At 35.3% G+C, this 17,925-nt stretch carries 20 protein-coding genes; 10 read left to right on the forward strand and 10 right to left on the reverse strand.

Annotated features, from left to right (window positions below; genetic code table 11):
* Positions 1–8: 8 nt before the first annotated feature.
* Positions 9–1,232, reverse strand: coding sequence for a sensor histidine kinase (locus BUB95_RS06630; protein ID WP_073084511.1), 1,224 nt, complete (start codon positions 1,230–1,232; stop codon positions 9–11).
* Positions 1,233–1,354: 122 nt separating this feature from the next.
* Between BUB95_RS06630 and BUB95_RS06635 the strand changes: the two genes are divergently transcribed.
* The 3 genes from BUB95_RS06635 (at position 1,355) to aat (ending at position 3,520) form a co-directional block, all read left to right on the forward strand.
* The gene (locus tag BUB95_RS06635) at positions 1,355–2,242 is read left to right on the forward strand and encodes a flavin reductase family protein (RefSeq protein WP_073084513.1); all 888 of its coding nucleotides are present in this window, start codon (positions 1,355–1,357) and stop codon (positions 2,240–2,242) included.
* A 17-nt stretch (positions 2,243–2,259) separates the two neighbouring features.
* Entirely contained in the window at positions 2,260–2,637 is a 378-nt protein-coding gene (locus BUB95_RS06640) for a DUF3127 domain-containing protein (RefSeq protein WP_073084516.1), read from the forward strand.
* A gap of 259 nt (positions 2,638–2,896) precedes the next feature.
* Positions 2,897–3,520, forward strand: a complete 624-nt coding sequence (aat, locus tag BUB95_RS06645) for a leucyl/phenylalanyl-tRNA--protein transferase (protein WP_073084518.1) — start codon at positions 2,897–2,899, stop codon at positions 3,518–3,520.
* Between the two features lies 1 nt (position 3,521).
* Here the strand turns inward: aat and BUB95_RS06650 are convergent, their stop codons facing one another.
* Positions 3,522–4,085: a DNA-3-methyladenine glycosylase I gene (locus BUB95_RS06650; RefSeq protein ID WP_073084520.1), complete on the reverse strand. Its 564-nt coding sequence runs from the start codon at positions 4,083–4,085 to the stop codon at positions 3,522–3,524.
* A gap of 273 nt (positions 4,086–4,358) precedes the next feature.
* Here BUB95_RS06650 and BUB95_RS06660 point away from each other — a divergent pair, with 273 nt between their 5' ends.
* Entirely contained in the window at positions 4,359–4,976 is a 618-nt protein-coding gene (locus BUB95_RS06660; RefSeq protein ID WP_073084524.1) for a thioredoxin family protein, read from the forward strand.
* A 6-nt stretch (positions 4,977–4,982) separates the two neighbouring features.
* Here the strand turns inward: BUB95_RS06660 and BUB95_RS06665 are convergent, their stop codons facing one another.
* The 6 genes from BUB95_RS06665 to BUB95_RS06685 all read right to left on the reverse strand — a co-directional run bounded on the left by BUB95_RS06665 (position 4,983) and on the right by BUB95_RS06685 (position 9,064).
* Positions 4,983–5,705, reverse strand: coding sequence for a TonB family protein (locus BUB95_RS06665; RefSeq protein WP_073084526.1), 723 nt, complete (start codon positions 5,703–5,705; stop codon positions 4,983–4,985).
* A 200-nt stretch (positions 5,706–5,905) separates the two neighbouring features.
* Entirely contained in the window at positions 5,906–6,604 is a 699-nt protein-coding gene (gene truB, locus BUB95_RS06670; protein WP_073084528.1) for a tRNA pseudouridine(55) synthase TruB, read from the reverse strand.
* Between the two features lies 1 nt (position 6,605).
* Positions 6,606–7,403 (reverse strand): undecaprenyl-diphosphate phosphatase, encoded by a 798-nt coding sequence (locus BUB95_RS06675; RefSeq protein WP_073084530.1) that lies wholly within the window; start codon positions 7,401–7,403, stop codon positions 6,606–6,608.
* Between the two features lie 94 nt (positions 7,404–7,497).
* Positions 7,498–7,767: a DUF3098 domain-containing protein gene (locus tag BUB95_RS06680; RefSeq protein WP_073084532.1), complete on the reverse strand. Its 270-nt coding sequence runs from the start codon at positions 7,765–7,767 to the stop codon at positions 7,498–7,500.
* Between the two features lie 133 nt (positions 7,768–7,900).
* On the reverse strand, positions 7,901–8,035 hold the full coding sequence (locus BUB95_RS14420; protein ID WP_262508109.1) for a hypothetical protein: 135 nt from the start codon (positions 8,033–8,035) through the stop codon (positions 7,901–7,903).
* 150 nt (positions 8,036–8,185) lie between these two features.
* Entirely contained in the window at positions 8,186–9,064 is an 879-nt protein-coding gene (locus tag BUB95_RS06685) for a cell division protein FtsX (protein ID WP_073084534.1), read from the reverse strand.
* A gap of 124 nt (positions 9,065–9,188) precedes the next feature.
* Between BUB95_RS06685 and BUB95_RS06690 the strand changes: the two genes are divergently transcribed.
* The 6 genes from BUB95_RS06690 (at position 9,189) to BUB95_RS06715 (ending at position 15,984) form a co-directional block, all read left to right on the forward strand.
* Complete coding sequence (locus tag BUB95_RS06690) at positions 9,189–12,182, forward strand: leucine--tRNA ligase (protein ID WP_073084537.1); 2,994 nt, start codon at positions 9,189–9,191, stop codon at positions 12,180–12,182.
* A 4-nt stretch (positions 12,183–12,186) separates the two neighbouring features.
* A complete protein-coding gene (locus tag BUB95_RS06695; protein WP_073084540.1) occupies positions 12,187–12,546 on the forward strand; it encodes a hypothetical protein in 360 nt (119 codons plus the stop codon).
* A gap of 148 nt (positions 12,547–12,694) precedes the next feature.
* Positions 12,695–13,795, forward strand: a complete 1,101-nt coding sequence (ald, locus tag BUB95_RS06700; RefSeq protein ID WP_073084542.1) for an alanine dehydrogenase — start codon at positions 12,695–12,697, stop codon at positions 13,793–13,795.
* Between the two features lie 89 nt (positions 13,796–13,884).
* Positions 13,885–14,580 carry a zinc metallopeptidase gene (locus BUB95_RS06705; protein ID WP_073084545.1) on the forward strand — a complete coding sequence of 232 codons (696 nt, stop codon included), beginning with the start codon at positions 13,885–13,887 and terminating at the stop codon, positions 14,578–14,580.
* Between the two features lie 109 nt (positions 14,581–14,689).
* Positions 14,690–15,397 carry a Bax inhibitor-1/YccA family protein gene (locus BUB95_RS06710; protein ID WP_073084547.1) on the forward strand — a complete coding sequence of 236 codons (708 nt, stop codon included), beginning with the start codon at positions 14,690–14,692 and terminating at the stop codon, positions 15,395–15,397.
* Between the two features lie 137 nt (positions 15,398–15,534).
* Positions 15,535–15,984, forward strand: coding sequence for a c-type cytochrome (locus BUB95_RS06715; protein ID WP_073084550.1), 450 nt, complete (start codon positions 15,535–15,537; stop codon positions 15,982–15,984).
* Here BUB95_RS06715 and BUB95_RS06720 read toward each other — a convergent pair.
* Entirely contained in the window at positions 15,981–16,451 is a 471-nt protein-coding gene (locus tag BUB95_RS06720; protein ID WP_073084552.1) for an Lrp/AsnC ligand binding domain-containing protein, read from the reverse strand. The two genes, BUB95_RS06715 and BUB95_RS06720, sit on opposite strands and share 4 nt — an antisense overlap.
* Positions 16,452–16,514: 63 nt before the next feature.
* Positions 16,515–17,879: a saccharopine dehydrogenase family protein gene (locus BUB95_RS06725; protein WP_073084554.1), complete on the reverse strand. Its 1,365-nt coding sequence runs from the start codon at positions 17,877–17,879 to the stop codon at positions 16,515–16,517.
* Between the last annotated feature and the right edge of the window lie 46 nt (positions 17,880–17,925).

Genomic DNA, 17,925 nt, shown 5'->3' on the forward strand with positions numbered 1-17,925 from the left:
CTCTAGTTTTAAACATGTTTTTTTAGAGCGATTTGAAAAGTAGTGCCTTTGTTCAGTTCGGATTGAATAACTTTTATTTTGCCATTATGATAATCTTCAATAATGCGTTTAGCTAAAGATAATCCAAGTCCCCAACCACGCTTTTTTGTAGTATAACCTGGTTGAAAAACAGTTTGCCATTGACTTTTAGGGATACCTTTTCCGGTATCAGATATTTGTATCAACACTTGTTTGTCATTTTCTTTTAGACTAAGGTTAAGCTCACCTTTTCCTTTCATGGCATCGATGGCATTTTTCACTAAATTTTCTATAGTCCAGCTATAAAGCTGCTCATTAAATTTTACTTTGATTACTTTTTCGGGTATTTCAATATTAAAATCAATAAGCTTCGATGTTCTAGATTGTAGGTAAGCAAAAGACTCTTTTGTTTCAGAAACAATATCACTTGATTTTAGCTCAGGGACAGAGCCTATTTTACTAAAACGCTCGGTAATGGTTTTAAGACGGTCTACATCCTTTTCCATTTCTTTTATGTAATCTGGATTAACGTTTTCAGATTTTAGTATTTCTGTCCAACCGACTAGTGAAGATAAAGGTGTTCCTATTTGATGGGCTGTCTCTTTAGCCATTCCGGTCCAGAGTTTATTTTGCTCAGCTGTTCTTGAGCTTTTATAAAAGAAATACACAACTGCTGCGAATAGAAAAATAATTAGCAATAAAGCGAGAGGATAATATTTTAGACGATTAATTAATGATGAGTTCCCATAATAGAGTGTGTGCCCTAAATCTTCCATAATTAAGGGTTGATTTTCTTTTTCAAATTTTGAAATAAGAAAATCTTTATTTGTTTCAACATAAGTGTCGTCTATACTATCGTTAAAAACTTTTGCTATTTCAGTTTTTTCAGAGAGCCTTGGTTTTCCAAAAATATTTCTATAACTGATAATATTTTTATCATTATCTATAAGTAGCATTGGAGTATTTAAGGTGGAATCTAAAACTATATACTCAGCTACAAGATTAACTTCAAAATCATCTAAATTTTCAGAATTATCAAGTGCCGCTTTTGCAAATTCAGAATAGGCAAAAGTCCAGCTTTTCATTTTGGCGCGTTCTTCAGATTTAAAATGCTGAAAAAACACATAAGTGTTCCAAAGAATTAAGGAAACAATTACAAATGATGAAATGATAATAATCCATCGGATTACATTTCTGTTAAGAAATAGACGCATTTATGAGCTAGTTAATGGTTCTAAATATAATGTAATTATGTAAAATTTATTGTTCTTAAAGGCTATAGAATTCATTTTATATCCTTAGCATTATCATTATATTTGATGAAAACAACTTTTACATGGTTTCTTACCAACCCAAAGACCTAACAACAGCTAAATTACATGGATATTTGCTAAGTGCTGTGGCGCCTAGGCCAATTGCATTTGCGAGTACTATTGATAAAGACGGTAACCCTAATCTATCGCCCTTTAGTTTTTTTAATGTGTTTAGTGCTAATCCACCTATTCTCATATTTTCTCCTGCGCGTCGTGTTAGAGATAATACTACAAAGCATACTTTGGAAAATGTTGAAGAGGTCAAAGAAGTGGTCATTAATACGGTTAATTACGATATCGTACAGCAGATGTCGTTGAGTAGTACAGAGTATCCTGAGGGCGTTAATGAGTTTGAAAAAGCGGGATTAACCATGTTGAAATCAGATTTGGTTAAACCATTTAGAGTGGCTGAATCTCCAATACAGATTGAATGTAAAGTCAATGAAATTGTAAAACTGGGTACAGAAGGTGGTGCAGGAAACTTAATTATTTGTGAGGCTTTAAAAATTCACATGTCCGAAGCTATTTTGGATGAAAACGGAAGTGTCAATCAAAAAAAGCTAGATTTAGTAGCAAGAGCAGGAGGCAGTTATTACAGTCGAGCCAAAGATGGATTTTTTGAAATACCAAAACCACTAACAACATTAGGAATAGGTGTTGATAAATTGCCTAAATCGGTGATAAAAAGTTCTGTATTATCGGGTAATGATTTAGGAATTTTAGGTAATTTAGCAGCCTTTCCAAGTGATTCTGAAGTAGAAAATTATCTAAGAACCTCGGAGGAGTTCGCTAATATTTCGCACGTTAATGATTTTGAAAATTTTATTCATAAAAAAGCAAAAGATTTAATAGAAAAGAATGAAGCTGAAAAAGCATTATTAATGCTACTAGCAAAAGAAAAAACTAAATAATATCAATAAATTACAACATGGAAGTACAAGGAAGAATCAAAGTGATTGGAGAGACACAAACCTTTGGTAGTAATGGATTTAGAAAGCGCGAGCTTGTAGTAACCACAGAAGAGCAATACCCACAGCACATAATGGTAGAGTTTGTTCAAGACAAAACAGACTTATTAAACAACTATCAAGTAGGACAACAGGTAAAAGTAAATATTAATCTTAGAGGTCGTGAGTGGACAAATCCACAAGGAGAGGTTAAGTATTTTAACTCCATTCAAGGTTGGCGTATAGAGGCTGTGCAATCTGAAGCTGCACCAGCAGACATGCCACCAGTGGTGCCAGCTGCTGCTTTTGAGCCTGCTACAGATTTAAACACAGAAGAGCATGACGATTTGCCTTTCTAGTCAATTTAAAGAGTATAGATAAAATAAAACCCATTCTGTTGAATGGGTTTTTTATTAATAAAAAAGTCCTGATAAAATCAGGACTTAATATTGTGGTTTTAGGTTTAACCTTTACGAACAAACTCAAAAAAAAGCAATGATGAACAAAATTCGTAACATAAAGGTTACTTCAAATATGAGAAAAAAAGCTAATTTACCAAAGCTAATCGCCTGATTTAACACTACTAAAGCATACTACAACGTTGTAGTTAATAAAGATTTGTACTTTTTAAATGATAAAATAGAGTTCCCAAGAGTATCCGAAGCATCAGCAGATGGGTTACTTGCTATAGGAGGAGATTTAAATCCTGAACGTATACTTCATGCCTATAATTCTGGAATTTTCCCTTGGTTTGAACAAGAAGAACCTATTCTCTGGTGGTCTCCAGACCCGCGTTTTGTTATTTTTCCAGAAGAGCTTAAAGTCTCAAAAAGTATGAAACCTCTTTTTAAAAAGAAGAGATTCAAGGTCACTAAGAATAAAGATTTTCGTTCAGTAATTACCAATTGTTCTGAGGCTTATAGAGAAGGGCAAAATGGCACATGGATTACAGATAATATGATAGAAGCCTATACAAAGCTTCATGAGTTGGGTTATGCTATTTCAGTTGAGGTTTGGCAAGATAAAGTCTTGGTTGGTGGACTTTACGGAGTTGATGTAGGTAACGGTGTGTTTTGTGGAGAATCTATGTTTACAAAAGTGAGCAACGCAAGTAAATATGGTTTTATCCATTTTGTACAAAATTCTAACTACAAATTGATTGATTGTCAGCTTCACACCAATCATTTAGAAAGTCTCGGCGGAACCTATATTTCTCGAAAAGAATTTTTAAGGTTCTTATAGTTTATACTTCATTGTATCTAAAACAAGACACCTCATGGTCATTTACCATTCCTGTGGCTTGCATATGGGCATAAATTACGGTAGAACCTACAAACTTAAAACCTCGTTTTTTTAAGTCCTTACTTATTTTATCGCTGAGCGGTGTATTTGCAGGGGCATCTTTATAATTTTTGAACTTATTTTTAATCGGTTTCCCATCAACAAATCCCCAGATGTATTTAGAGAATGAGCCAAATTCGTCTTGCACTTTCATAAAGGCTTTGGCATTACTAACAGTAGCATTTACTTTAAGTTTATTTCTAATTATTCCAGAATCACTAAGCAAATCTGCGATTTTATCGTCATCGTAGTTGGCGATTTTTTTATAATCGAAAAAATCAAAAGCTTTCCTAAAGTTTTCACGCTTTCGAAGAATAGTTATCCAACTTAATCCAGCTTGAAAAGTTTCAAGAATCAGAAACTCAAATAATTGGTCATCTGCGTAAACTGGCACACCCCATTCTAAATCATGATAAGCTTCATAAAGTGGGTCTCCAACACACCAGCCGCATCTGTGTTTCTCCATTATCTTCCTCTTTTTTTAATACCGTATTCAATAAGTTTTATAACAACATATATTCCAACTAAAACATGCCTCAAATCAAATAAGGTTATGCTTTCGGTAATCATCCTGTTCTTAAATAATTTCAGGTAAACACCTGCTAATAGCACAAAGAATAGAATGATGATAATGCCTTTAGTAACCTCTAAAATCTTCATAATGTAAGTTTCTTGATATTACACTACTAATGTAACAACTGTTGCACAATTTTAGGCAATAGAACATTAATTTTGTAATATGGAAACTTTAGAAGATAAAATGATAAAAGATATAATTTCAGAAAGCTTAGGTAAGAGTATGTCTTATAAAGCTTACAGAGACTTAGTTGAAGAATTAACCGCAAATAACTCTACAACAGGCACTGAAAAAACAGAAGCATTAGTTAATTATACGATGCTTAATGACCGACGCATGAAGCGTTGGGACAAGACTGTAAAAGTTTCTGAAGAGGCTAAAACAAAGGTTCATAATTTTGAAAGAAAAGTAACTTGGCTAGTTATTACCGAAAGTTGGTGTGGCGATGCAGCACATATTATGCCTGTAATTAATAAGATTGCTGAATTGAATGATAACATTGATTATAAGGTGGTTTTACGTGATGAAAACGACGGATTAATGAATGCATTTTTAACCAATGGCGGCAAAGCAATTCCGAAGTTAATTATGATAGATAACCAAACTGGAGAAGTAGAAAATACATTTGGTCCTAGACCTTCTGTTGCTACTAATATGGTTAATGATTACAAAGCTGAACATGGTGGCTTAACTCCAGAATTTAAAGAAGACTTGCAACGTTGGTATAACAAAGACAAAGGGCAATCGACAATTGAGGATTTAGTAGATTTATTAGCCTAAGAAAAATTATTTCCCTTTAAAATAAAAAGTAATGGAACCCAATTGGTCCGTACGGTTTGAGTTGTTAAATCGTACCGATTTTGCATATTCTAAAGCATGTTCAGTAAGGCATTCATTACCACTATTTGAGGCGCCATTAATATAAGCTTCGGTAACTTGTCCTTGCCCATTAACTTTAATGTTTACGACTATCTTCCCTGAACGCTCGCACAGGTATCTCGGCGTGTTATAATTAAGAAGTCTACGGTCTTTTAGAGAATAGGTTAGTGTACTGCCACCAGAGGCATGTTCTGCAATTCCATTCTGTTTTTTATTTAGTAAATCTTGAAGTTTCTTGTAGGATTCTGTCTCTTTCTGTTTTAGAGCATAGGCTTTATTCGCTTCAAAACTAGAATTAGTTTCGGTTTCAACTTCTTTTTCAGAGTTACTTTCCTCTAACGCTTTCGTCGTTTTTTCAAAATCGTCTGAACTAACAGTTTTAAAATTCTTCATGAGTTTTTTAAACTCTTCATCCTCATTAAAAGCTTTGTTAGTCGTTGGCGATTTTAAATCTTCGATTTGCTCTTCTTCTTGCTGAATTTCTTCTTCAGTTTTCGCCTCAACCTCATAGATAGTTTCGGCAATGAGTTTTGGTGTCTTAGTTAAATGAAAACTAAACAACGAAAACACCACAATTCCTGTTAAGAGGAAAGTGATGAGTCCAGCCTTATATTTATCTATGTTTTGCATTTAGTTGTTTAGAGCAAAAATTGTACCTAAATGATATACGTTTATAAGCATGAAAAGGTTTATATATTTCTGTTTCGTCATGCTAAACTGTCCCACTGAGCGCAGTCGAAGTGTGTTTGAGCATCACATAATTTATTGATTTAAATAGAATCACTTAATGTGACCCTGAAACAAGTTCAGGGTGACGATTAGGTTAACCTTTATCCTTCTAAAGGAATCGTAGCAATAAATTCTTCGGGTGTTAAGCCATCTGTAACTTTAAAATCTCCAATACGCGTACGTCGTAAAACGGAAAGGTGTGCGCCAGAGTTTAACGCTTTTCCAAAATCGTACGCTAAAGAACGTATATAAGTGCCTTTGCTGCAAACGACCCTAAAATCTAATTCCAATCCACGAATTGCAGTAATTTCAAATTCTGTAATTTCGACTTGACGTGATTTTATCTCGACGTCTTCACCAGCACGAGCAAATTCATACAAGCGTTTTCCGTCTTTTTTTATCGCAGAAAATACGGGTGGAAATTGATTGATTACGCCTGTAAATTGTTCGGTAGTTTTATGAATTAAAGCATCGGTAATATGTTCTGTAGGAAAGGTGGCGTTGATTTCAGTTTCAAGATCATATGAAGGTGTTGTGCTTCCTAATACAAAAGTACCCGTGTATTCTTTTTCTTGACCTTGAAAGGTGTTGATTTGCTTTGTCATTTTACCCGTACAAATCACTAACAAACCAGTAGCTAAAGGGTCTAAAGTTCCGGCATGACCAACCTTTATTTTTTTAATGTTGTAGGCTTTTCTAATCGCCCAACGCAGTTTATTTACAGCTTGAAAAGACGTCCACGTTAGTGGTTTATCTATTAATAAAACTTGTCCGTTTTTAAAGTCTTCTTCTGTCTTCATATTAACTAAAGAATAATGAAAAACAGATGGCAATCAACCCAACAATAACGCAATAAATCGCGAAATAAGACAACTTACTTTTCTTTACTAAAGCAATCATCCAAGTGCAAGCAAAAAGCCCGGCGATAAATGCAGCGACAAAACCAATGGCCAATGGTGTAAAGTTGGTTGAGTCGTAAGTGAGCTCGCCTCCCAAAATGTCTTTTGCAATTTTTCCGAATATTAATGGCACGACCATTAAAAACGAAAATCGAGCAGCTTTGGTTTTATCGTTTCCTAATAATACCGAAGTGGAAATCGTTGCGCCAGACCTCGAAATTCCTGGTAACATCGCAATCGCTTGAGAAATACCAATGACAAAAGCATTACTAAAACTTACTTTTTTCTGTGTGTCTTTTGCTTTATCTGCCATAAAGAGAAGTAACGCTGTAATAATAAGCATACAACCGACGAGTAGAATATTTCCACCGAAAAGGGCTTCTAATTGTTCTTCAAAAAACAAACCAACAATGACTGCAGGAATCATTGAAATGGCAATTTTTACAGCAAACTGTAAATCTTCATTCCATTGAAATTTAAAGATGCCTTTGAGTAGCGATAAGATGTCTTTTCTAAAAACAACAATTGTACTTAATGCTGTTGCAAAATGCAATACAACGGTAAATAATAAACTTTCTTTTGGGATAGAATTATCACCTAAAATAGCTTTTCCTAATTCTAAATGTCCACTAGATGAGACAGGTAAAAACTCGGTTAACCCTTGAATAATTCCTAATACAATGGCATCGATTATTTCCATGTTGGCAAATATCAACTATCGGGTTGCAAATTCCAAGAAAAAAGCAATCCATCAATAACTGAATTTAAAGGTATGTATTTTGGAAATTAAAAATTTAATCTTTGGAATTTTCTTCCTTATCCGGATTTAAAAGAATAGCATACACCTGAATACCAAAACCAATAAGCACTAAAGTCGGTGCTAAACGGATACGTCTCCAGTGAAAAATAGATTCGTCAAAAACGTTAGGGTCATCACTACCGCCACCGGCCATTAAGATAAAACCAACAGCAATAAAGGCTAAACCGATAAATAGCCATTTGTAGTTTTTCTTACCGAAAATAAAATTGGATTTAGATGTTTGCTTTCGTTTTTGTTCGCCCATGATTCGTGTTATAGGTATTGCAAAGTAAACATATTATTTGTGATTGTATTGTTAAGGTCATCAAAAAAATAAATGCTCAACATTGAAATTTTTAGTCAATATTGAGCATTTACTGTAGTTATGACTTTAAAGTCTAATTGAACTCGCCTTGATAGTGTTCTTTAGCTATCTTAGTTTTAGGCTGTTCTTTCAAATCTTGGTCTGCATTTGCAAACACAAAAACCATAATCCCTACAAGGCATAAACCTACAAATACAATACGATTCATAATCAAAGATTTTTAAGTTAAACTTCTCTTTGGTTGGCGTATAGTTATGTCATTAGCTTATGTTAGGGTTTTGGTGTAAGTATAACTCAAGTTCTATTCCGTTATTGTAATAAAAATGGTAAAATGCTGTTAAACTTGCTGTAATAATTGTTAATAGTAGAGCTGGTCCGTCTTTAAATTTAAGAAACGTTGCGTCGCAATAAACGTGCTTAGCCAAGTAATAAGAATACCTAGTAGAAATATTCCAACAAAAAGTGCAGCGATAAGAAGAGTGTTTTCGAGTAGGCGAAGCTCTAAAAATGTAATGTCAAGGTAATAAAGTATAACCGCCATGCCTATTAATGCAATCACAGCGCCGATAATGCCTAGTTTTACACTTTGCCAAACAAAAGGTCGGCGGATAAAACGTTTAGTTGCTCCAACCATTTGCATGGTTTTAATAATAAAACGTTTAGAATACACCGCTAATCGTATAGAACTATTAATTAACAACACCGCAATTAAGGTAAAGAGCCCGCTGATAATTAATACCCAAAGCGAGATTTTCTTTACGTTGTCATTCATCAATTCAACAAGGTCATTATCGTAGCGTATTTCTTCTACAAAGCTCTTATCGGAAATTGATTCCGAAATTTCAGTGAGTTTTTCAGTGGTTACAAACTCAGCTTTTAAGTAAACATCAATCGAATTTTTCAAAGGATTATAACCCAAGAAGTCCATAAAATCTTCGCCTGTATCCGCTTTCATTAATTCGGCAGCTTCTTCTTTGGAAACATAGACCGCTTTTTTAGAATAGTCGGCCATGATTAAGCTTTTTTCGAGTTGTTTTACTTCAACATCTTTAGCAGTATCATTTAAATAAATGGTTATGACTACCTGTTCTCTAAAATGGTCTGCCACTTTTTTGGAGTTAATTACCAGCAGCCCAAGACATCCCAAGATAAACAAAACCAAAGCAATACTAATCACTACAGAGATGTAAGAAGAGATGAGTTTTCGTTTTTGATAGTTGTCAAAAGATGAGGCCATAAATGGATAATTAATTAGGGTAAAAATAAAAAAGAAATCTGTTATGCTGAGTATTACAACGTTTAGTTTTTAATTGTGTTGTAATAGCCCTAAATTTGCGGCTTATTTCAAGGAAGATACTGCAATGCGATACGATTTTAATCAAATTGAAAAGAAGTGGCAAGAGTACTGGGCCAAAAATGAAACGTTTAAAGCGTCTAACGCTAGCGATAAGCCAAAATATTATGTGCTAGATATGTTCCCTTATCCAAGTGGTGCAGGTTTACATGTTGGGCATCCGTTAGGTTATATTGCCAGTGATATTTATGCACGTTATAAGCGCCATAAAGGATTTAACGTATTGCATCCGCAAGGTTACGATAGTTTTGGTTTGCCTGCGGAACAGTATGCCATTCAGACTGGTCAACACCCAAGAATTACTACAGAAGAAAACATAAAAACTTACCGTCGTCAGTTAGACCAAATTGGTTTTTCTTTTGATTGGAGTCGTGAGGTACGTACCTCTAATCCTGAATACTACAAATGGACGCAGTGGATTTTCATTCAGTTATTCGAGTCGTGGTTTAATAATGAGACCAATAAAGCTGAATCGATTGATACACTAATCGAAATTTTTAATGCTGAAGGAAACGCAAACATTAATGCGGCTTGCGATGATAATATTGAAGCCTTTACAGCTGAAGATTGGAAAGGCTACTCCTCTGAAAAGCAACAAGAAATTCTTTTAAAATATAGACTTACCTATTTGGCGGAGACCGAAGTAAATTGGTGCCCAGCTTTAGGAACCGTTTTAGCTAATGACGAAATCGTCAACGGTGTGTCGGAGCGTGGTGGACATCCAGTAGTTCGAAAAAAAATGACCCAATGGAGTATGCGAATTTCTGCTTATGCAGAACGTTTACTTCAAGGTTTAGATACGATTGATTGGACAGATTCTTTGAAAGAAAGTCAACGTAACTGGATTGGAAAATCCGTTGGAGCATCAGTAACATTCAATGTCAAATCACATGACGAAACTGTAGAGGTTTTCACAACACGTCCAGACACCATTTTCGGAGTGTCATTCATGACACTCGCGCCAGAACACGAACTCGTATCACAAATTACAACAGCAGAGCAAAAAGCTGAGGTTGAAGCTTATGTTGAAGCCACAGCAAAACGTAGCGAACGTGAGCGTATGGCAGACGTAAAAACCATTTCTGGTGTGTTTACCGGAGCTTATGCGGAACATCCGTTTACAAAAGAACCAATTCCAATTTGGATTGGCGATTACGTGTTAGCTAGCTACGGAACAGGCGCAGTTATGGCAGTACCTTGTGGTGATCAGCGCGATTACGATTTCGCGAAGCACTTCAATATCGAAATTCCAAATATTTTTGATGGTGTTGACATTTCTGAAGAAGCCTTTGCTTCTAAAGACAATGTAAAAATTACCAATAGCGATTTCCTAAACGGGATGAACTACAAGAAAGCAACAAAGCGCGCTATTTTCGAATTAGAGCAAATCGGTCAAGGCGAAGGTAAAACCAATTACCGTTTGCGTGATGCGGTTTTTAGTCGTCAGCGTTATTGGGGCGAGCCATTCCCGGTGTATTACGTCAATGGTATGCCGCAAATGATTGATGCCAAACATTTGCCATTAACCTTACCAGAAGTCGAGAAATATCTACCAACCGAAGAAGGCGAACCACCATTAGGTCGCGCCGATGTTTGGGCTTGGTGTACGGAAAGTAATGCTGTAGTTTCAAACGAAAAGATTGATAATAAAACCATTTTCCCATTAGAGTTAAACACTATGCCAGGTTGGGCAGGAAGCTCGTGGTATTTTTTCCGTTACATGGAAGAAGCAGAAAATCGAGGCGAATCTTTTGCTAGTGAAGATGCGCTTAAGTACTGGGGAAATGTCGATTTATATATTGGCGGAAGTGAGCACGCGACAGGTCATTTATTGTACTCACGTTTTTGGGTAAAGTTTTTAAAGGATAGAGGTTTTGTTGGCGTGGATGAGCCATTTAAAAAGCTGATTAACCAAGGTATGATATTGGGAACAAGTGCTTTCGTGTATAATGTTATACCAGTAGTATTAGAAAAAGAATTTTTGAAGCCTACTAATATTTTTGTTTCAAAATCTGTTTATGATAAGATATGTTTGGACTCTGAAAAGGAAGAAGATTTCGTCAAAGAGGTTGTGCAACAATATTTTTCTGATAAAAATGACAAGGAAGCTTCGATTCCCAAAATAACAGGAATAATATTTAATGATTTACATGTTGACGTCTCTTTAGTTAATTCTTCAGATGAGTTAAATATTCAGGGTTTTAGAAACTGGAGGAATGAGTATGCTGATGCTATTTTTATAGGTGAAGAATGCAATGTGATTGTTGAAGAAAATGATATTTACAAAGTAGGTCGTGACGTCGAAAAAATGTCAAAATCCAAATACAATGTTGTCAATCCAGACAGTATTTGCGAAGATTACGGTGCAGACAGTTTAAGACTTTACGAAATGTTCCTTGGACCATTAGAGCAATACAAACCTTGGAATACTGCGGGAATCACAGGCGTGCATAATTTCTTAAAGAAACTTTGGAAGTTATACCATCAAGGCGAAAACGGCAGTTTTTATGTGGACTCTTCCCCTTTTGGGAAGTCGGATGGGGCTGCTTTAAAGACGCTTCATAAAACCATCAAAAAAGTAGAAGAGGATATTGAGAATTTCTCTTTCAATACGTCAGTTTCAACCTTTATGATTGCCGTTAATGAGTTAACAGCTCAAAAGTGTACAAGCCGCGACATTTTAGAACCATTATTGATTCTAATTTCACCTTATGCGCCTCATATCGCGGAAGAATTATGGTCTAAATTGGGTAATGCAGAATCCATTTCAACAGCACCTTTCCCAAAATTTGAAGAAAAATATTTGGTAGAAAGCGCTAAAAATTATCCAATTTCGTTTAATGGTAAAATGCGTTTTACACTTGAGTTGCCTTTGGATATGAGTAAAGAAGTGATTGAGAAAACGGTTTTAGCTCACGAAAAAACGCAAGAACAATTACAAGGTAGAACACCTAAAAAAGTGATTGTTGTTCCTGGTAAGATTGTAAATATTGTAGGATAAGCTTATGAAACTAAGGCTAAAAAGAAAAGACCAAATTGGATTCACGTTCTTTTTAGCTTTTGTTATTAGTACATCTCTAATTTGGTTTTTCGAAGAACGTTTCAATCAAGAAATCTGGCATACTACTCCAGAAAAACGCTACGAAATGTTGGATGATATTCTTGAGAATAAGTTCCTTGTAGGTAAAACCAAAACAGAGGTTATTTCAATTTTAGGAGAACCAGATAAAAATTTAATTTCTGAAGGAGATTTTTTTGTTTATGACTTAGGTAAACCACCTAGTTTTTTCGATTCTGAACCACAGTATTTACTAGTGACTTTTGAAAACGAAAAAGTAGTTAAGTTGAGTAAAGCCATAGATTAATTTTCAGCACTTTTTATTGATTTAATAGTATTTGAGCTTCAAATTATCATATTCGTAATTATTTTAAATATCTCATTTTTAGAGCTATTCGTTTCAGAATTTAAATTTAAATTCAAGTCCAATTACTAATCTCAACACAACTTAGAGAATGAAAATTGGAGTTCCAAAAGAAATCAAAAACAATGAAAACCGCGTGGGTATGACACCTGCAGGCGTTTTCGAGTTAACACGTAAAAATCATACCGTATTTGTACAAAAAGACGCTGGATTTGGTAGTGGTTTTTTTGACCAAGACTACAAAGACGTCGGTGCAATTATTCTAGATACTATTGAAGAGGTCTATGCTTTCAGCGAGATGATTGTAAAGGTAAAAGAACCCATAGAGAAGGAGTATTCTTTAATAAAACCGCATCATGTGGTGTTTACCTATTTTCATTTTGCATCAAGCGAGCCGTTAACTAAAGCCATGCTGAAGAGTAAAGCAGTTTGTATTGCATACGAAACTGTTGAAGACAAGGATGGGTCATTGCCATTGTTAACGCCAATGTCTGAAGTTGCTGGACGAATGGCAATTCAGCAAGGTGCAAAATATTTGGAAAAACCAATTAAAGGGAGAGGTGTGTTACTTGGAGGTGTTCCAGGAGTTCCGCCAGGGAAAGTTTTGGTTTTAGGAGCAGGAACTGTTGGTATACAAGCAGCTAAAATGGCGGCAGGTTTGGGTGCGCATGTGACCATTATGGACATAAACATGAAGCAACTACGCTACGTAAATGATGTTATGCCAAACCATGTTGTTACAGAATTCTCTAGCGAATACAATATTAGAAAGCGAATTAAAGACCACGATTTAATTATTGGTGGTGTATTGATTAAAGGTGCTAAAGCACCAAAATTGATTACAAAGGATATGTTAAAAGAGATGCGTCCTGGAACTGTAATTGTCGATGTTGCCGTAGACCAAGGTGGATGTTTTGAAACAACTAAGGCAACTACTCACGAAGACCCAACCTACATCATTGATGATGTGGTGCATTATTGTGTTGCTAATATGCCAGGTGCCGTACCTTACACGTCTACATTGGCATTAACTAACGTTACATTACCATATGTTTTGAAACTTGCAAATCTGGGTTGGGAGGATGCTTGTAAGATAGATAAAACCTTAGAAAAAGGCTTGAACATAGTAGATGGTAAAATTGTTTATGAAGAAATCGCTGAGGCTTTCAATTGGTCAATAGAAGCTATGTGATGACGTATACTGACAAAATTTCTTAACACAGATTTGGCGTACTTTTTGCTTACAATATTGTAATTTTAAAAAGTAAAAAAAGAAAAATTATGTTAGGATATTATATTTTAATCGGTGCCATAGCTTTAGTTAGTTGGTTAGTTAGCAGTAAGCTAAAGCAAAAATTTGCGTATTATTCAAAACGTCAGCTTCAAAATGGAATGTCAGGTCGAGAGATTGCAGAAAAGATGTTGGCAGATAATGGCATTTACGATGTTGAAGTCATATCGGTAAGTGGACAATTAACGGACCATTACAACCCAAAAAATAAGACAGTTAATCTTAGCGAAGCTGTGTATAATCAGCGTAATGCAGCGGCGGCGGCAGTTGCAGCACACGAAGTAGGTCATGCAGTACAACATGCCACAGCTTATGGAGCTTTACAAATGCGTTCTCAATTAGTGCCTATTGTTAGTGTAACTTCTGGGATGAGTCAATGGCTTGTTATTGGCGGATTAATATTAGGTGCAGCAGCAGGTGTAGGATTAGGTTACTGGGTTGCTGTCGCGGGATTAGTTTTTATGGGTTTTGCTACACTTTTTAGTTTTATAACATTACCAGTGGAATACGATGCTAGCAATCGCGCATTAGCTTGGTTAAAAACTAAAAATATGGTTACACAACAAGAATACGAGGGAGCTGAAGATGCATTGAAATGGGCAGCTCGCACTTATCTAGTTGCTGCAATTGGAGCTTTAGCTTCTCTATTGTATTGGGCTCTACAAGTATTTGGAGGAAGAGATTAAACGTTATTTAGATAAATGGAAATGGCTCTGAGAAATCAGAGCTTTTTTTGTCAGTGTCATTTAAACTTTTAAATTTATAACATTAATGATTAATCAATTAATATAACAAATGGAAAACCAAATCCAAGGTCCACTTCTTGTTGGGCAATTAGAAGACACTGAAAAAGCAGCATTTTACAGAAAAACATACACGCATGTCGCTCTAGCGTTATTAGCATTTGCCTTTTTAGAATACGTATTTATAGGTTATTTCGAAGAGACTGTAGTCAGCCTAATCAACCTCATGTTCGCCAACAACTTTTCATGGCTTATTGTGTTAGGTTTATTTTGGGTTGGTAGCACCATGGCAGATAAATTAGCACATCACGAATCTCAGCAAACCCAATATCTCGGTTTAGGATTGTACGTGCTTCTTGAAGCAATAATTTTTTTACCATTGATTTACATGGCTTATGCATATTCAGGTGGCGAAAATATGTTAGTTCAGGCTTCAGTAGTAACGCTTTGTTTATTTGGAGGATTAACAGCGGTTGTATTTATGACGCAGAAGAATTTTTCATTTTTAAAAACAGGATTAGTCATCGGTAGTTTTATAGCTATAGGTCTTATTGTAGCCGGGAGTCTTTTCGGGTTTAATTTAGGGTTATGGTTTTCTGTAGGTATGGTCGTATTTGCTGGTGCTGCAATTTTATACCAAACTTCTAAAGTAAAATATGAATATTCTGGAGACCAATACGTAGGTGCTGCATTGGGTATTTTTGCTTCAGTAATGTTACTGTTCTGGTATATCCTAAATATCTTTTTATCTAGAGATTAAGCTTTGAAAGTATTAAAAGAAAAGGCTCTGAATTTTCAGAGCTTTTTTTATTGAAATAACCTTCTAGTGTGACAATTGTCACATTATAATTGTTGATGATTTCGGATATTTAATGTTCAATTAAATCCAAATCAGTCATGAAAAATTTTCTTATCTCTTTAGTCTTTCTTTTAGGAGTATTTAGTTGTAATAATTCTAATAATTTATCTGATGTAAGCTATGGTAAAAAAACAGAGCATCCTGGAAAAGTTCTTATGGAAAAGAATTGTAATGTTTGCCATAGTCCATCTGCAAGTCATGATTCTAGATTAGCGCCTCCGATGATTGCTGTAAAAAAGCATTATATAAATTCTGAAACGTCAAAACAAGAATTCATAGCAGCGATGAAAGCTTGGGTTGAAAATCCTAATAAGCAAGACGCTAAAATGTTTGGAGCCGTGAGACGTTTTGGTGTTATGCCAAAAGCCAATTATTCCGAAAAAACTATCGAACAAATCGCAGATTATATTTACGACCATGACATAGATCAGCCCGAGTGGTTTCAAGAGCATTTTGAAAATCGAAAAGGGAAAGATAGGATGAATTAAATCTTTATCTGTCTATCAATCTGTTGCTGTAACGAAATAAAAGTTTCAGTTCTAGAAACGCCACTTATACTCTGTATTTGAGTATTTAAAACATACATTAAATGTTCATTATCTTTTGCAAGAATTTTAATGAATATACTCCAATGTCCTGTAGTGTAATGACATTCTATAACCTCAGGAATACGTTTTAGTTGCTTTACGGCTTCAGGATTACTCACAGCCTTATCTAAGTAAACACCAACAAAAGCCATAGTAGTATATCCCAAAACTTTTGGATTTACAATAAATTTTGACCCTGCTAAAAGTCCCGATTTTTCAAGTTTACGAAGACGTTGATGAATTGCAGCACCAGAGATGCCAACATTTCTGGCTATTTCTAATATAGGTGTACGCGCATCTTCCATAAGCGCGCGAAGTATCTTTTTATCAATACCATCAATAAAAATACCTTTATCGTTAATCTTCATCTTTTATTTGCTTTAAGATTGAAAGCTAAAAGTACTAAAAGAATCAGAATATGTAACCTTAGTTCAGATGTTTAATGGATTATAGCCTAAATATTCAACTTCCTTTTCTGTGAACGCAATACCATATTCGGTAAGCTCTTCAAGAATTGGATTGTAGACTTCTTTTGTAATTGGTATTTGCACACCAGGAGTTTTTATTTTTCCGTTGAGTATGTCTAATGTTGCCATAGCCACAGGTAAACCAACAGTTTTTGCCATAGCCGTATAGGTTTGGTCTTCGCCTACAACTACCATTGTCGCGTCAATTTGATGTTGCTTTCCGTTAAGTTCATAACCAAATTTATGATACATCACTATCATATCTTTGTCGTCGTTGTTTAGCGTCCAGCTGTCCATTAATATTTTTTGTAGAATTTGAGCAGGTGTAGCTTTTTTAAGCTCAACCATTTTTGTGCCACTAAAAATATCTAACTCCAAAAATTTATCCCAAACAATATCATCTTGGTCTATTTTAAGCGCATGTCTAAACTTCAATTCTACTGAATCTGTAGGGCTGTATGGCAAAAAGGCATTCACAAAATCACGATAGCTCATGTTTTCACTATCATCTATGGTATAACTATCATCTGTCATACCCAGTTGTACAAAGACATTCCATGCACGGCTAAAACCTACGCGTCGCATGGTGCCACGATACAATGTTTTAATAGAGTCAAGTCCGTAAACATGTTGGTATTTTAAAGAATCTCTATTGGCATAAGCTTCAAAACGTCCGTAATTATCTATATCTAAAAACTCTGTTCGTCTAAAGAGTCTGTTATACGGAATGTATTTAAACTGATTCTCCTGCAAAAATTTGGCAGCGCCGCCTTGTCCTGCAGTCACTACATTGCGCGGATTCCAGGTAAACTTGTAATTCCAAAGGTTGTTATCGCTTTCTGGAGCAACTAGACCGCCAGTAAACGACTCAAACAAAATCATTTTTCCACCATTGTCTCGTATGCGGTCAATCACTTGCATTGCACTCATGTGGTCAATACCAGGGTCAACACCGATTTCGTTCATGAAAACTAGGCTGTTGGCTTTTGCTTCTTCATCCAAAGCTTTCATTTCTTCGCTAACATAAGAAGCCGTAACCATATGCTTTTTGTAAGCGATACAGTCTTTAGCAGCTTCGATATGAAAACGCGCAGGTAGCATTGAGACAACAATATCAGCCTTCTTTATAGCCGCAGTTCTAGAGTCCGCATCAAAAACATCTAAATACACAACAGATGCATTTGAGTGATTACCAACAAGTTTTTTGGCATTTTCCAAATTAAGGTCTCCAATGGTAATATGTAGATTATCGGATGTCGACTTGTCTAATAGATATTTTATAAGATAAGAGGAAGATTTCCCAGCTCCGATGATTAAAATCTTTCGCATAATGGCTTTATATGACTAATTTTGTTAAACACGAATGTAATAAATA

Origin of the sequence: Winogradskyella jejuensis, assembly GCF_900129745.1 — a bacterium.
Taxonomy (GTDB): Bacteria; Bacteroidota; Bacteroidia; order Flavobacteriales; family Flavobacteriaceae; genus Winogradskyella; species Winogradskyella jejuensis.

What these genes read in the sequence shown, in the direction of transcription:
- BUB95_RS06710 (WP_073084547.1), top strand. Translation starts at nt 14,690, where the DNA reads ATGGAAAACCAAATCCAAGGTCCACTTCTTGTTGGGCAATTAGAAGAC.
- BUB95_RS06665 (WP_073084526.1), bottom strand. Translation starts at nt 5,705, where the DNA reads ATGCAAAACATAGATAAATATAAGGCTGGACTCATCACTTTCCTCTTA.
- BUB95_RS06690 (WP_073084537.1), top strand. Translation starts at nt 9,189, where the DNA reads ATGCGATACGATTTTAATCAAATTGAAAAGAAGTGGCAAGAGTACTGG.
- BUB95_RS06715 (WP_073084550.1), top strand. Translation starts at nt 15,535, where the DNA reads ATGAAAAATTTTCTTATCTCTTTAGTCTTTCTTTTAGGAGTATTTAGT.
- BUB95_RS06675 (WP_073084530.1), bottom strand. Translation starts at nt 7,403, where the DNA reads ATGGAAATAATCGATGCCATTGTATTAGGAATTATTCAAGGGTTAACC.
- BUB95_RS06705 (WP_073084545.1), top strand. Translation starts at nt 13,885, where the DNA reads ATGTTAGGATATTATATTTTAATCGGTGCCATAGCTTTAGTTAGTTGG.
- BUB95_RS06680 (WP_073084532.1), bottom strand. Translation starts at nt 7,767, where the DNA reads ATGGGCGAACAAAAACGAAAGCAAACATCTAAATCCAATTTTATTTTC.
- BUB95_RS06695 (WP_073084540.1), top strand. Translation starts at nt 12,187, where the DNA reads ATGAAACTAAGGCTAAAAAGAAAAGACCAAATTGGATTCACGTTCTTT.
- BUB95_RS06650 (WP_073084520.1), bottom strand. Translation starts at nt 4,085, where the DNA reads ATGGAGAAACACAGATGCGGCTGGTGTGTTGGAGACCCACTTTATGAA.
- BUB95_RS06630 (WP_073084511.1), bottom strand. Translation starts at nt 1,232, where the DNA reads ATGCGTCTATTTCTTAACAGAAATGTAATCCGATGGATTATTATCATT.
- ald (WP_073084542.1), top strand. Translation starts at nt 12,695, where the DNA reads ATGAAAATTGGAGTTCCAAAAGAAATCAAAAACAATGAAAACCGCGTG.
- BUB95_RS06725 (WP_073084554.1), bottom strand. Translation starts at nt 17,879, where the DNA reads ATGCGAAAGATTTTAATCATCGGAGCTGGGAAATCTTCCTCTTATCTT.
- BUB95_RS06685 (WP_073084534.1), bottom strand. Translation starts at nt 9,064, where the DNA reads ATGGCCTCATCTTTTGACAACTATCAAAAACGAAAACTCATCTCTTCT.
- truB (WP_073084528.1), bottom strand. Translation starts at nt 6,604, where the DNA reads ATGAAGACAGAAGAAGACTTTAAAAACGGACAAGTTTTATTAATAGAT.
- BUB95_RS06660 (WP_073084524.1), top strand. Translation starts at nt 4,359, where the DNA reads ATGGAAACTTTAGAAGATAAAATGATAAAAGATATAATTTCAGAAAGC.
- BUB95_RS06720 (WP_073084552.1), bottom strand. Translation starts at nt 16,451, where the DNA reads ATGAAGATTAACGATAAAGGTATTTTTATTGATGGTATTGATAAAAAG.
- BUB95_RS06635 (WP_073084513.1), top strand. Translation starts at nt 1,355, where the DNA reads ATGGTTTCTTACCAACCCAAAGACCTAACAACAGCTAAATTACATGGA.
- BUB95_RS06640 (WP_073084516.1), top strand. Translation starts at nt 2,260, where the DNA reads ATGGAAGTACAAGGAAGAATCAAAGTGATTGGAGAGACACAAACCTTT.
- BUB95_RS14420 (WP_262508109.1), bottom strand. Translation starts at nt 8,035, where the DNA reads ATGAATCGTATTGTATTTGTAGGTTTATGCCTTGTAGGGATTATGGTT.